The sequence below is a fragment of the Pseudacidovorax sp. 1753 genome (assembly GCF_040544975.1).
GTDB lineage: Bacteria > Pseudomonadota > Gammaproteobacteria > Burkholderiales > Burkholderiaceae_C > Xenophilus.
Window position 1 is genome coordinate 68,265 of sequence record NZ_JBEPKY010000025.1, and the last position, 13,435, is coordinate 81,699.

Consider the following 13,435-nt stretch of genomic DNA (forward strand, 5'->3'; position numbering starts at 1 on the left):
CTGAGCGCGACCGTTGTCGTACGAAGTGGCGCTTCTTCCACCCAAGCTCATCCATGTCCAGCTACCAGCACATCCAAGTCCCGGCGGAGGGCCGGAAGATCACCGTCAATGCCGACAACACGCTCGACGTGCCGGACCAGGTGATCATCCCCTTCATCGAGGGCGACGGCGTCGGTCGCGACGTGACGCCGGTGATGCTCAAAGTGGTGGATGCGGCGGTGGCCCAGGCCTATGGCGGCGCCCGCAAGATCCACTGGATGGAGATCTATGCTGGCGGCAAGTCCACCCAGCTCTATGGTCCCGACGTCTGGCTGCCTGACGAAACCCTGGCTGCGGTGCGCGACTACGTCGTCTCGATCAAGGGGCCGCTGACGACGCCCGTCGGCGGCGGAATCCGCAGCCTGAACGTCGCGCTGCGCCAGCAACTCGACCTGTACGTGTGCCTGCGCCCGGTGCGCTATTTCAATGGCGTGCCTTCGCCGCTGCGCGAGCCGAGCAAGACCGACATGGCCATCTTCCGCGAGAACTCGGAAGACATCTATGCCGGCATCGAGTACGAGGCCCGCTCCGAGAAGGCGCAGAAGCTGATCCGCTTTCTGGTCGACGAACTGGGCGCCAAGACGATCCGCTTCCCCGAGACCTCGGCCATCGGCCTCAAGCCGGTGTCCATCGAAGGCACGGAGCGCCTGGTGCGCAAGGCCATCCAGTACGCCATCGACAACGACAAGCCCAGTGTCACGCTCGTGCACAAGGGCAACATCATGAAGTTCACCGAAGGCGGCTTCCGCGAGTGGGGCTATGCCCTGGCGGCGCGCGAGTTCGGCGGCCAGCCCATCGACGGCGGACCGTGGCTGCGGGTCAAGAGCCCGAAGACCGGTAAGGACATCGTCATCAAGGACGTGATCGCCGATGCCTTCCTGCAGCAGATCCTGCTGCGGCCCGCCGAGTATTCGGTGATCGCCACCCTCAACCTCAACGGCGACTACATCTCTGACGCGCTCGCGGCGCAGGTGGGCGGCATCGGCATCGCACCGGGTGCCAACATGTCCGACACCGTGGCCATGTTCGAGGCCACGCACGGCACGGCGCCCAAGTATGCCGGCAAGGACTACGTCAACCCGGGCTCGAGCATCCTCTCGGCCGAGATGATGCTGCGCCACATGGGCTGGAAGGAGGCGGCGGACCTGATCATCCGGGCCATGGAGTCGGCGATCCAGAGCAAGCGGGTCACCTATGACTTCGCGCGGTTGATGGATGGTGCGACGCAGGTGAGCTGCTCCGGCTTCGGTCAAGTGATGATTGACGCCATGGCGGAGTGAGGGCCGCCGCCGGATGCGCCGCACGTTGCTGCGGCGCGTACGGCCTTCATCGCGCGGGGCGCACGCCTCCCCGCGACGCTTCCTACAGCGGACCTGGAGCAGCATGACAGGGTAGGGGCTCCATCGTTTGCCAAGGAGTTCCCATGCCCATGAAGACCGTCCAGGACCTGTTCATCCACGACCTGTCCGACACCTACAGCGCCGAGAAGCAGATGACCCGCTCGCTGCCGAAGATGGCGCGGGCGGCGACCAACCCCGACTTGCAAGCCGCCTTCGAAGCCCACCTGGAAGAGACGCGCGCGCAGGTTGAACGCATCGAGCAGGTCGCCGAGCGGTGTGGCTTCAAGCTCAAGCGCATCAAGTGCGAGGGCATGGAAGGCCTCATCGAGGAGGCGACCTCGCTCATCGACCAGATCGAAGCCGGCCCGGTGCTCGATGCGGCGCTCATCGCTTCGGCGCAGAAGGCAGAGCACTACGAAATCGCCGGCTACACCTCGCTGTGCCTGGTGGCGCAGAAGCTGGGCTTCCAGGAGGCAGTCTCGCTGCTCAAGGAGACTTTGGGCGAGGAGCAGGCCACGGACCAGCGGCTGGGCACGTTGGCGGAGGCGATGCAGATCGACGAGGCGCAGGCTGCCGCCTGAGCCGGCGCCAATCCGCATATTGATGCCTGCCGCGTGCCCTGATACGGAAGGGCGCATCTGCGCCCTCCGTCAGGCTCGGGAACGAAACCCCGCCAGCGCGGGGTTTCGTGCTTTCTCCCGTGGGCCTGCAAGTGACTCGGCGCTGACCACGCCACTCGGCCGCCGCGCCGCTGGCAGGCTTACAGAATCCGGTTGAACCACAGCAATGACAGGCCCGCTGCCAGCAGCGACAGGGCGGCCGCCGCGATGGCGAACAGTGCGGAGACCTCGGTTTCCTTCTTTTCGACCGTCAGGCGCGAGCTGAGGGTTTCGTAGACCTTGTGCAGGTCCTGCGCGGTGCCGGCGTAGAAGTACTCGGCGGCCGTCCGGTTGGCGACCGCCTTCAGCGTTTCCTCGTCCAGACGCACGCGCATCGACCAGCCTTCGAAGCCGATGGTTTCGCCATCCACCGTACCCACCCCGACGGTATAGACGCGCACCCCCCGATCGGCCGCGGCCTTGGCGGCGTCCAGTGGATCGACGCCGGTGGTGCGCTGGCCGTCGGTCAACATGATGATTGCGGCCGACGAGTAGGAGCCTGGCGCGACAGGCTTGAACGGCTCGGCCGGCTTGCGCCCCGCGCGATCCAGCGAGATGCCCTGCTGTCGACTTTGCGGCCCGAAGTCGGCGATGTCGATGCCGGCATCGGGGAAGAGCGTGGCCAGCGACACCACGATGGCATTGCCCGTGGCCGTGGCCCGCTGCAACTGGAAGGAATCGATGGCGGCCACCAGCTCATCGCGGCTGGTGGTAGGCAACTGCGCCACGTTGGCGCTGCCGGCGAAGGCCACGACGCCCACCTTGACGTTGCGCGGCAGGTCCTTGATGAAGGCCTTGGCGGCTTCCTGCGCGGCCACCAGCCGGTTGGGCTTCACGTCCTCGGCCCGCATGCTGCCCGACACGTCCATCGCCAGGATGATGGTCTGCTGGTTGGAGGGCAGGGTGATTACCGCCAGCGGGCGGGCCGCGGCGAGCAGCATGGCTGTGATCGCGAGCAGGAAGAGCACGGGTGGCAGGTGCCGGCGCAGCGACTGCCGTGCGCCCAGCGCCTCGCGCACGATGGACAGGCTGGCATAGCGCACGGCCAGCTTCTTCTTGCGCCGGATCAGCCACACGTACAGCAGCACCAGCGCAGGCACCAGCAGCAGCAGCCACAGGAACTGCGGCCAGAGGAAGGTCAGGGGCAGCGTGGCATTCATCGCAGTTCTCCAGCGCGTCGTGGCGGCGCGCCGGTCGCGCGCACCCGGCGACGGCGCATGTCGGCAAATCGGACGATGGCTTCGACCAGATCGTCGGCGGTGGAGAGCTCCAGTGCATCGACGCCGGCGTTGGCCAGGGCGTCGCGCAGGGCGTCCTCGCGCTCCGCGGCGAGCTTGGCGAAGCGGCGGCGGAAGGCCGCGTCGTGGGTGTCGACCCAGACCTGCTCGCCGGTTTCGGCATCGGCCAGCGGCACCAGGCCCAGGTCGGGCAGCTCGCGCTCCAGGGGGTCGAACAGGCGCACGGCCACCACTTCGTGGCGCTGGGCCAGGCGCGCAAGGGGCTTCTCCCAGCCGGGCTCCGTGAGGAAGTCGGAAACGACGAAGACGGTGCTGCGCCGGGGCATCAATCCTGCTGCCGACTGCAGCATGTCGGCCAGCCGGGTCATGCCGTGGTGGGGCGCCTTGGTGTCCGTTGCGGCATGCGCACGGCGTTCCATCTCGTGCAGCAACCGCAGCACGTGCGTTCGGCTGCTCCGCGGGGGCAGCACGGCCTCGAGGTCATGACCGTAGACCAATGCCCCCACGCGGTTGCCGTGGCGCGTGAGCAGTCGCGCGAGCACACCGACGAAGCCGGCCGAGATCTCGCGCTTGGCCCTCGGGCCGGAGCCGAAATCCACCGAGCGGCTCAGATCCAGCACGAACCAGGCGGCCATCTCCCGGTCTTCGGTGAAGACGCGCACGTGCGGCACCTGCTGGCGCGCGGTGACGTTCCAGTCGATGTGGCGCACGTCGTCGTGCATCTGGTATTCGCGCAGGTCGGCCAGGTCCAGGCCGGTGCCGCGCATCAGCGTGCGGTAGTCGCCTTGCAGCAGGCCGTCGAGGCGGCGGATGACGGTCCACTCCAGCCGGCGCAGCAGCCGGTCGGCCGCCCCGGCCTCGGGAGCCGGGTCGTTGGCCGCCGGCAGGGCGGCGGGCTTGCGGCGCCACAGCTTCATTCAGGCCACCAGCTTGTCGTGTTCGAGTGGCCGCGGAGGCGCGGGCACGGCTCGCATGATCTTCTCGATCAGCAGATCGGGCGTGAGGCCTTCCGACAGGCCCTCGTACGACAGCGTCACCCGGTGGCGCAGCACGTCGGGCACCAGGTCGCTCATGTCCTCGGGCAGCACGTAGGCCCGCCCGCGCAGCATGGCGAGAGCGCGTGCGCCTTCGGCCAGGCCGATGGTGGCGCGCGGGCTGGCGCCAAAGGTGATGAAGCGGCGCGTGTCCTTGAGGCCGAACTTTTCGGGATTGCGCGTGGCGGAGATCAGCTTGACCGCGTACTGGATCAGCGACGGGTCGACATACACCTGCCGCGACTGGGCCTGCAGCGCCGCCAGCTGCTCGATGGTGGCCACCGGCGCGGCCTCCAGCTTCTCGCCGATCACCCGCTGGACGATGACGAACTCCTCGTCGTCGGTGGGGTAGTCGACCAGCACCTTCATCATGAAGCGATCCACCTGGGCTTCGGGCAAGGGATAGGTGCCTTCAGTCTCGATGGGGTTCTGCGTGGCCATGACCAGGAAGGGGCGCGGCACGCGGTGCGTCTCGCCGGCGATGGTCACCTGGCGTTCCTGCATCACCTCCAGAAGCGCGCTCTGCACCTTGGCGGGCGCGCGGTTGATTTCGTCGGCCAGCAGCAGGTTGGCGAAGACCGGGCCGAGCGAGGTCGAGAAATCGCCGGTCTTCTGGTTGTAGATGCGCGTGCCCACCAGATCGGCCGGCACCAGGTCAGGCGTGAACTGGATGCGCTTGAAGCTGCCGCGCATGGTCTCGGCCAGCGTCTTGACGGTGAGCGTCTTGGCGAGGCCCGGTACGCCTTCGACCAGCAGGTGGCCGCCGGCCAGCATGGCCACCATCACCCGTTCGAGGAAGCGGTCCTGGCCCACCACCACGCGCTTGACCTGGTAGAGGATCTGTTCCATCAGCTCGGCGGTGGTGGCAGCGGTGTCGGGCAGGGCGGTCGGTGTGGTCATGAGGCTTCCGGTGGACGGTCGGTAGGCGGCGGTCTGTGGATGGGGCAATCACGATGCCAGCCGCACGGGCTGGCGCTGGGCGGCGGACAGCGTCAGAAGGGCGGCGAGCCCACCGCCGAGGCGGCGTTCTCGATGGGCACCGCAAAGCCGATGCCGATGAAGGTGCGCTGCTGCGTCGGGTTGAGGATGGCGGTGACGATGCCCAGCACCTCGCCGTCCATGTTGATCAGCGGGCCGCCGGAGTTGCCGGGGTTGGCCGCCGCATCGAACTGGATCAGGTTGGACAGCTCCTGCTTGCCCTCTGGCGACTGGAAGGAGCGCTTGAGCCCCGATACCACGCCCGCCGAGACCGACGGACCGATGCCGAAGGGAAAGCCCACCGCCACCACCTGGTCGCCGGGGCGCAGGTCGGCGGTCGATTTCATGGTGGCGGCCACCAGGTCGTCGGGGATCTTCTGCGCCTGGAGGACGGCCAGGTCGTTCTCGGGCTGCACGCCGGTCACGGTGGCCACCGATTCCAGGCCGTCGAAGAAGGTCACCTTGATCTTCTGCGCGCCCGCGACGACGTGCAGGTTGGTCAGGATCACGCCCTTGTCGACGATGACCACGCCGGTGCCGATGCCGCGCTCGACTTCGCCGGGCGGGCCCGAGGCCTCGGGCGGTTTGCCGCGCGCCATGTTGCGGCCGCGCTTCTCGGTCCGCGCGGCGGGGGTTTCCTTTTCCTCGCCGTAGCTCACGACGCGGACGACCGAGGGCCGGATCGTGTCCGCCGCGCGCGTCGCCTGCGAAGGCAGCGTCTGCGTCTGCAGCGTCTTGAGCACGGCGGCGTCGATGTCCTTCTGCGTCAGCTGGAGCCCGGTAGTCGGGCGCTGCCACAGCCAAGCGCTGGTGGCGCCCAGGGCCAGCACGGCCACCGTAAGTGCCGCCACGGTGCGGCGGCCCGGCTGCCATGCCGCCGGGCGGACGGAAGGGCCATGGGAGGGGGCGTCGCCTTCCCCTCCCGCTGGCGGCAACGGAGAGGACATCGGCTCGTCCTCGGCAACGGGACGACGGGGCGACGGGCTGTAGCGGGCGGGCCTGCGCATCGATGCACCTCCGGAAAAGTGATGCAGGGGTGGGGTCACCCTAGCACGCTTCGTACCGCTTTGCAGCCCCTGCGGCATGATCTCCCCGCATGGCGGTCTTCATCGATACCCACTGTCACCTGGATGCGCCCGAATTCGGTGCGCAGGCGTCGCAGGTGCATGCGCGATCGCGGCAAGCGGGCGTGGCGCTGTGCCTGATCCCGGCCGTATCCGCCTCCAATTTCGACGCCGTGCGGGTACTGGCGCATGCGCAACAGGATGCTTATGCGCTGGGCATCCATCCGCTGTGCACCGCGGAGGGCGGCGATGCGGCGCTCGCGGCCCTGGAAGACGCGCTGGATCGCCATGCCGACGATCCGCGTCTGGTGGCGGTGGGCGAGATCGGCCTGGACTATTTCGTAGCCGGCCTCGACGGGCCGACGCAGGAGCGGCTGTTCCGGCGTCAGCTTCAGGTGGCCTGGCAGCGGCAGCTGCCGGTGCTGCTGCATGTGCGCCGCTCGGTCGACAAGGTGCTGCGCCAACTGCGCGAAGTGGGCGGCGGCCAACCATGGAGCGGCATCGCCCATGCCTTCGTCGGAAGCCGTCAGCAGGCCGAGGAGTGTCTGGCGCTTGGGCTGAAGCTCGGGCTGGGCGGCGCGATGACTTTCGAGCGGGCGACCCGGCTGCGCGAACTGGCGGCGCAACTGCCGCTCGACTCCTTCGTCCTCGAGACCGATGCGCCGGACATCCCGCCCAGCTGGCTCTACCAAACCCGGGAGGCCCGCGAAGCCGGCGTGCCCCAGGGGCGCAACGAGCCGGCGGAAGTCCCCCGCATCGCACAGGTGCTGGCTGAACTGCGCGGCCTGCCCGTCGGCGGCGTGGCAGCGGCCACGACGCGAAATGCCCTCCAGGCGGTGCCTCGACTGGCGGCATTGATGCCCCTCGCGGGATGAAGGGCTTGCCGGCCTGTCGGACGCGGCCGACACGGCTTCGTAGGCGGAGGTCGCAACATGGCGTTCCAGCGATTGCAAGGCGTTCTTCGGTGTCATCCTTCGGCCACGGCCTGCCGTTGCAGGCCATACGGGGGCACCACCCCGTGTGTCCCAAACCGGGGCTGCCCCAGGCGGCCCGTATCCAAAGGAGCGATTCCGATGACAACGTACAACCTCCGCGCCCTTCCTGCCGCCCTGATCGTGGCCCTGGCCGCCATCGGCCTGCCGGCGGTCGCGCAGACCAGCGCCACGACCACGACGACCACCACCGCGACGACGCCGGCCGTGCCCGCAACGGCACAACCCACGCTGACGGAGCGGGCCAAGGAAACCGGCAAGGAGGCGGTCGACGCCACCGAGCGCGGCGCCAAGAAGGCCTACCACGCCACCAAGAACACCGCCGAGAAGGCGGCCGACGCCACCGAGCATGGCGCCAAGAAGGCCTACCGCAAGACCAAGGAAGTCGGCGGCGAAGCGGTCGATGCCACCGAAAGCGGCGCCAAGAAGGCGTATCGCAAGACGAAGGAAGTGGGCGGCAAGGCCGTCGACGCCACGGAAAGCGGTGCCAAGAAGGCCTACAGCGCGACCAAGCACGGCGTGCAGAAGGCCGGCGATGCAACGGCCAACGTGGCCCACAAGACGGCCGACGGCATGCGCACGGCCGGCGACAAGATCGGCGAGAAGATCCCCGGCACCGAGCAGAACGAAGCGGCCAAGGCAGCCGGCAAGCAGTGATGGGGTGAGTGCCGCCGAGCCCCGCATCCCGCGGGATCGGCGGCCCACCCGGCCCATGGCAAAGAGCCCGCTTCGGCGGGCTCTTTCGCATGGCGGCCCTGGAAGCCGCAGCCGACCGCGCGATGATGGCGCCATGCCGGTGTCGTCTCCTTCGTCCCCACCCGAGCCGCCGCTCCTGGAAGGGCTTGCGCCCGTGGTCGCCGCCCACACCCGGCTGCTGATCCTGGGCAGCTTCCCGAGCCGCATCTCGCTCGAGAGGCGGCAGTATTATGCGAACCCCCGCAACCAGCTCTGGACACTCTTGCAAGCCCTCTGGCCCGAGCAGCCGCTTCCGCCTTCTCACGACTATGCCGGGCGCTGCCGGTGGATCCTCGATCGAGGCCTGGGGCTGTGGGACGTGTACGCACGCTGCCGGCGCACCGGCAGCCTGGATTCCGCCATCCGTGACGCCGAGCCCAACGACCTGCGCCAGCTCGATCTTCCCCGCCTCGAAGCCGTCGCCCACAACGGCGCCGCCAGCCATGCCCAGGCCATGCGGCTGGGCATGACAGGCGTGGTCGTCCATCGCCTGCCTTCCACCAGCCCGGCCCATGCCGCCTGGAGCCTGGCGCGCAAGACCGAGGCGTGGCGCGAGGTCTTTGCACGACACGGGCTTTGCGCATGAAGGCCCGCCGCAGCAAGCCGCAGGAGCTTCCCGAGGTCAACTTCTCGGACTGGGGCGACATCCGCTACCTGCACCTGGGCACGGAATGGGTGCAGGGCTCCATGCGCATCGATGCGCCCTTCGAGATCGAGCTGGAGTACGTGCAGCGCATGATGGCCTGGCTGCTCTTCGTCGAACCGTCCGAGGTGACCAAGCGCCATGCCATGCAACTGGGGCTGGGCGCGGCCTCGCTCACCAAGTTCTGCCGCAAGCAGCTGCGCATGCGCACCACCGCCATCGAGCTGAACCCGGCGGTGGTGGCCGCCTGCCGCGGCTGGTTCAAGCTGCCGCAGGACGACGCCAAGCTTCAGGTCGTGATCGCCGATGCCGCTGAAGAGGTGCGCGCCGCCCAGTGGCAGGGCCAAGTGCATGCGCTGCAGGTCGACCTGTACGACCACGAGGCGGCGGCGCCCGTGCTCGACAGCGCCGAGTTTTATGCCGATTGCCGCGGCGTGCTGGCCGAGGACGGCTGCATGACGGTCAACCTCTTCGGCCGCTCTTCCAGCTACGACCGCAGCGTCGAGAAGATCGCCGAGGCCTTCGGCGCCGATGCGCTGTGGGCCTTCAAGCCCACGCGTGAAGGCAACACCATCGTGCTGGCCCAGCGTACCCCGTCGCGGCCCAAGCGCGAACGGCTGGCCCAGCAGGCCGAAGTGGTCTCGGCGCGCTGGGGCCTGCCGGCGCCCAAGTGGCTGCGCGTGTTCAAACCCCTGCAGCCATGACCCGACCCGCGCGCTCCGGCATGCCGAACGCCCATCAAGGCCCGGTGGTGTTGCGCACCCTGGTGGAGTGGCTGGCGCAGGACGGCGTCATCAGCCGCGAGGAGGCTGACCGCACCATCGCCCGCTGCGCCCAGGCCGAGAGCAGCCAGCATCCGCTGGTGCGACTGGCCAACGTGGCCATCACCGGCGCCGCGGACGGGCGGCCGCTCGACCTGGAGCGGCTCACCGAGTGGCTGGCCGGCCGCGCGGGCCTGCCCTACCTGCGCATCGATCCACTCAAGGTGGACGTGGGCAAGGTGGCCGACGTGATGAGCGCGGCCTATGCCGAGCGCCACAAAGTGCTGCCGGTGCAGGTCGGCCCCACCGAGGTCATCGTGGCCACGGCCGAGCCCTTCATCGCCGACTGGGTGGCCGAGGTGGAGCGCCAGTCGCGCCGGCAGGTACGGCGCGTGGTGGCCAACCCGGTCGAGATCCATCGCTACACGGCCGAGTTCTTCGCCCTCGCGCGCTCGGTGCGCGCGGCGCAGAAGGCCGGCGGCCAGGCGGCGGCCACCAGCTTCGAGCAGTTGGTGGAGCTCGGCCGCAGCAACCGCCAGCTCGATGCCAACGACCAGAGCGTGGTGCAGGTGGTGGACTGGCTGTGGCAGTACGCCTTCGACCAGCGCGCCTCCGACATCCACCTGGAGCCGCGGCGCGAGCAGGGCGTGATTCGCTTCCGCATCGACGGGGTGCTGCATCCGGCCTACCAGATGCCGCTCACTGTGATGAGCGCCATGATCGCCCGCATCAAGCTGCTGGGCCGCATGGACGTGGTCGAGAAGCGCCGCCCGCTGGACGGCCGCATCAAGACCCGTCGCCTGCGCCCGGCGCTGCCCGGCGCCGAGGCCGCCGGCACCGGCACGGCAGCGCATGAGGAGGTGGAGATGCGCCTCTCCACATTGCCCACGGCCTTCGGCGAGAAGATGGTGATGCGCATCTTCGACCCCGACACCGTGGTCAAGGACCTGGACGCGCTGGGCTTCTCGGCCCACGACGCGGCGCGCTGGAAGTCGCTCGTCGCGCATCCGCACGGCATCATCCTCGTGACCGGCCCGACCGGCTCGGGCAAGACCACCACGCTGTATTCGACGCTGCGCCGCGTGGCGACCGAGGAGGTCAACGTCAGCACCATCGAGGACCCGATCGAAATGATCGAGCCCTCGTTCAACCAGACCCAGGTGCAGCACCATCTGGACTTCGGCTTCACCGAGGGCCTGCGCGCCCTCATGCGGCAGGACCCGGACATCATCATGGTGGGCGAGATCCGTGATCTGGACACCGCCGAGATGGCCGTCCAAGCCGCGCTCACCGGCCACCTGGTGTTCAGCACGCTTCACACCAACGATGCGCCCAGCGCCATCTCGCGCCTGATGGAACTGGGCGTGCCCGCGTACCTGGTCAACGCCACGCTGCTGGGCGTGATGGCCCAGCGTCTGGTGCGCACGCTGTGCCCGCACTGCAAGCAGCTCGACGACGAGGTGACGCGCGAGACGCTCGATGAGCTGGCTTCGCCCTGGCGCGTGAGCGGCGGCACCGTGCGGGCCTACAAGCCCGTCGGCTGCATCGAATGCCGCATGACCGGCTACCGCGGCCGCACCGGCCTGTACGAGCTGATGATGGTGAGCGAGAGCTTCCGCGGCCTGCTGGGCCAGGCGCCCGACATCGGTGCGCTGCGTCGGCAGGCGGTGGCCGACGGCATGCGGCCGCTGCGTCTGGCGGGTCTGCTGCGCGTCGCCGAGGGGCTGACCACCGTGGCCGAAGTGCTCGCGGCCACGCCGGCCCTGCAGGAAAGAAGCTGATCGCGGCCGGGGCAACCCCGGGCTAACCCTGAACTCAGGTTAGGTGGAATCCACATCGAAGCTGACTTGTGGCTGACCAAAAATCCGCCCACTCTTTTTTGTGTGGAGACCGTTCGTGAAGATCAAAAGTCAGAAGGACTTTTTCGCGGGCCTCATGTTCACGCTGGTCGGGGCCGGGTTCGCCTGGGGCGCCACGACCTACACCGTGGGCAGCGGGGCGCGCATGGGTCCGGGGTATTTCCCCCTCATGCTGGGCATCGTGCTGGCCATCCTGGGCCTGGTGGTCATCTTCGGCTCGCTGACCGTGGAGACGGTGGACGGCGAGCCCATCGGCAAGATCGCCTGGAAGCCGCTGGTGTTCATCATCGCGGCCAACCTCGTGTTCGGCGTGCTGTTGGGCGGCCTGCCCAGCATCGGCCTGCCGGCCATGGGCCTGATCATCGGCATCTACGCGCTGGTGATCATTGCCGCCCTGGCTGGCGCCGAGTTCTCGCTCAAGCTGGCGCTGATCCTCGGCACCATCCTCGCGGTGGGCAGCTACCTCGCATTCATCGTCGGCCTGAAGCTGCAGTTCCAGGTCTGGCCCACGTTCATCACCGGCTGATCGGCGCAATCCCATGGATCTGATTACCAACCTTTCGATCGGCTTCGGCGCGGCCTTCACGCTGCAGAACCTGATCTATGCCTTTGTCGGCTGCCTGCTGGGCACGCTGATCGGCGTGCTGCCCGGCATCGGCCCGGTGGCGACCATCGCCATGCTGCTGCCGGCGACCTACGCGCTGCCCCCGGTGGCGGCGCTGATCATGCTGGCCGGCATCTATTACGGCTCGCAGTATGGCGGCTCCACTACCGCCATCCTTGTGAACCTGCCTGGGGAATCGGCCTCGGTGGTGACCGTGATCGACGGGCATGCCATGGCCAAGGCGGGGCGCGGGGGGCCGGCGCTTGCGGCCGCCGGCCTGGGCTCCTTCTTCGCCGGCTGCGTGGGCACGCTGATCCTGGCGGCCTTTGCGCCGCCGCTGACCGAGCTGGCCTTCAAGTTCGGCCCGGCCGAGTACTTCAGCCTGATGATCCTGGGCCTGATCGGCGCGGTGGTTCTGGCCTCCGGTTCCCTGCTCAAGGCCATCTGCATGATCGTGCTCGGCCTGCTGCTGGGTCTGGTGGGCACGGACGTGAATTCGGGCGTGGCCCGCTATAGCTTCGACATTCCGGAACTCACGGACGGCATCGGCTTCATCGCCATCGCCATGGGCGTGTTCGGCTATGGCGAGATCATCTCCAACCTGGCCAAGCCCGAGGAAGACCGCGAGATCTTCACCGCCAAGCTGCAGGGCCTGTGGCCCACCAAGGAAGACTTCAAGCGCATGACGCCCGCCGTGCTGCGCGGCACGGCGCTGGGTTCGGCCCTGGGCATCCTGCCCGGCGGCGGCGCGCTGCTGTCGTCCTTCGCGTCGTACACGCTGGAGAAGAAGCTCAAGCCGCGTCCGGGCGAAGTCCCGTTCGGCAAGGGCAACATCCGCGGCGTGGCGGGCCCCGAGTCGGCCAACAACGCCGGCGCGCAGACCTCCTTCATCCCGCTGCTGACGCTGGGCATTCCGCCCAACCCGGTGATGGCGCTGATGGTGGGCGCGATGACCATCCACAACATCCAGCCCGGCCCGCAGGTGATGACCAGCAACCCGGAACTGTTCTGGGGCCTGATCGCCTCGATGTGGATCGGCAACCTGATGCTGATCATCCTGAACCTGCCGCTGATCGGCATGTGGATCAAGCTGCTGTCGATTCCGTACAAGTGGCTGTTCCCGGCGATCGTGCTGTTCTGCGCCATCGGCGTGTACTCGACCAACAACAACACCTTCGACGTGTGGATGGTGGCCATCTTCGGCGTGGTGGGCTATGCCTTCATCAAGATGGGCTGCGAGCCGGCGCCGCTGCTGCTGGGCTTCATCCTGGGACCGATGATGGAGGAGAACCTGCGCCGTGCGCTGCTGCTGTCGCGCGGCGAATGGAGCGTGCTGGTCACGCGGCCGATCTCGGCCGGCCTGCTGCTGATGGCGGTGCTGCTCCTGGTGATCGTGCTGCTGCCTTCGGTCAAGTCCAAGCGCGAGGAAGCCTTCGTCGAAGAATGACGGGGGCGGCGGCGTGCGGCCAGCGGCACGCCCCTTGCACCA

13 protein-coding genes are annotated in these 13,435 nt (G+C 68.4%); 9 read left to right on the plus strand and 4 right to left on the minus strand.

The annotated features are described in order from the left end of the window. Positions 1-53: 53 nt before the first annotated feature. Both icd and ABIC63_RS25340 read left to right on the plus strand, forming a co-directional pair. On the plus strand, positions 54-1,319 hold the full coding sequence (gene icd, locus ABIC63_RS25335; protein ID WP_354321812.1) for an NADP-dependent isocitrate dehydrogenase: 1,266 nt from the start codon (positions 54-56) through the stop codon (positions 1,317-1,319). A gap of 143 nt (positions 1,320-1,462) precedes the next feature. Then, the gene (locus tag ABIC63_RS25340) at positions 1,463-1,960 is read left to right on the plus strand and encodes a YciE/YciF ferroxidase family protein (RefSeq protein ID WP_354321813.1); all 498 of its coding nucleotides are present in this window, start codon (positions 1,463-1,465) and stop codon (positions 1,958-1,960) included. 179 nt (positions 1,961-2,139) lie between these two features. Here the strand turns inward: ABIC63_RS25340 and ABIC63_RS25345 are convergent, their stop codons facing one another. The 4 genes from ABIC63_RS25345 to ABIC63_RS25360 all read right to left on the minus strand — a co-directional run bounded on the left by ABIC63_RS25345 (position 2,140) and on the right by ABIC63_RS25360 (position 6,295). Continuing rightward, positions 2,140-3,180 carry a VWA domain-containing protein gene (locus ABIC63_RS25345; protein WP_234195049.1) on the minus strand — a complete coding sequence of 347 codons (1,041 nt, stop codon included), beginning with the start codon at positions 3,178-3,180 and terminating at the stop codon, positions 2,140-2,142. 14 nt (positions 3,181-3,194) lie between these two features. Beyond that, the gene (locus ABIC63_RS25350; RefSeq protein WP_354321814.1) at positions 3,195-4,193 is read right to left on the minus strand and encodes a DUF58 domain-containing protein; all 999 of its coding nucleotides are present in this window, start codon (positions 4,191-4,193) and stop codon (positions 3,195-3,197) included. Next, positions 4,194-5,210, minus strand: a complete 1,017-nt coding sequence (locus ABIC63_RS25355) for an AAA family ATPase (protein WP_294378593.1) — start codon at positions 5,208-5,210, stop codon at positions 4,194-4,196. A 92-nt stretch (positions 5,211-5,302) separates the two neighbouring features. Continuing rightward, complete coding sequence (locus ABIC63_RS25360; protein ID WP_354321815.1) at positions 5,303-6,295, minus strand: S1C family serine protease; 993 nt, start codon at positions 6,293-6,295, stop codon at positions 5,303-5,305. An 89-nt stretch (positions 6,296-6,384) separates the two neighbouring features. On the opposite strand from ABIC63_RS25360, the gene ABIC63_RS25365 reads away from it, so the two are divergent. The 7 genes from ABIC63_RS25365 (at position 6,385) to ABIC63_RS25395 (ending at position 13,393) form a co-directional block, all read left to right on the plus strand. After that, a complete protein-coding gene (locus ABIC63_RS25365) occupies positions 6,385-7,227 on the plus strand; it encodes a TatD family hydrolase (RefSeq protein WP_354321816.1) in 843 nt (280 codons plus the stop codon). Between the two features lie 198 nt (positions 7,228-7,425). Continuing rightward, a complete protein-coding gene (locus tag ABIC63_RS25370; RefSeq protein WP_354321817.1) occupies positions 7,426-8,001 on the plus strand; it encodes a hypothetical protein in 576 nt (191 codons plus the stop codon). 133 nt (positions 8,002-8,134) lie between these two features. Beyond that, positions 8,135-8,665, plus strand: a complete 531-nt coding sequence (locus ABIC63_RS25375; RefSeq protein ID WP_354321818.1) for a DNA-deoxyinosine glycosylase — start codon at positions 8,135-8,137, stop codon at positions 8,663-8,665. Beyond that, positions 8,662-9,426, plus strand: coding sequence for a class I SAM-dependent methyltransferase (locus ABIC63_RS25380; protein WP_354321819.1), 765 nt, complete (start codon positions 8,662-8,664; stop codon positions 9,424-9,426). The genes ABIC63_RS25375 and ABIC63_RS25380 overlap by 4 nt, the downstream gene beginning before the upstream one ends. Continuing rightward, positions 9,423-11,264 carry a type IV pilus assembly ATPase TfpB gene (gene tfpB, locus ABIC63_RS25385; protein WP_354321820.1) on the plus strand — a complete coding sequence of 614 codons (1,842 nt, stop codon included), beginning with the start codon at positions 9,423-9,425 and terminating at the stop codon, positions 11,262-11,264. The genes ABIC63_RS25380 and tfpB overlap by 4 nt, the downstream gene beginning before the upstream one ends. Before the next feature lie 115 nt (positions 11,265-11,379). Continuing rightward, positions 11,380-11,868, plus strand: coding sequence for a tripartite tricarboxylate transporter TctB family protein (locus tag ABIC63_RS25390; RefSeq protein ID WP_354321821.1), 489 nt, complete (start codon positions 11,380-11,382; stop codon positions 11,866-11,868). 13 nt (positions 11,869-11,881) lie between these two features. Continuing rightward, positions 11,882-13,393, plus strand: a complete 1,512-nt coding sequence (locus ABIC63_RS25395) for a tripartite tricarboxylate transporter permease (protein WP_294378600.1) — start codon at positions 11,882-11,884, stop codon at positions 13,391-13,393. Positions 13,394-13,435 lie beyond the last annotated feature (42 nt).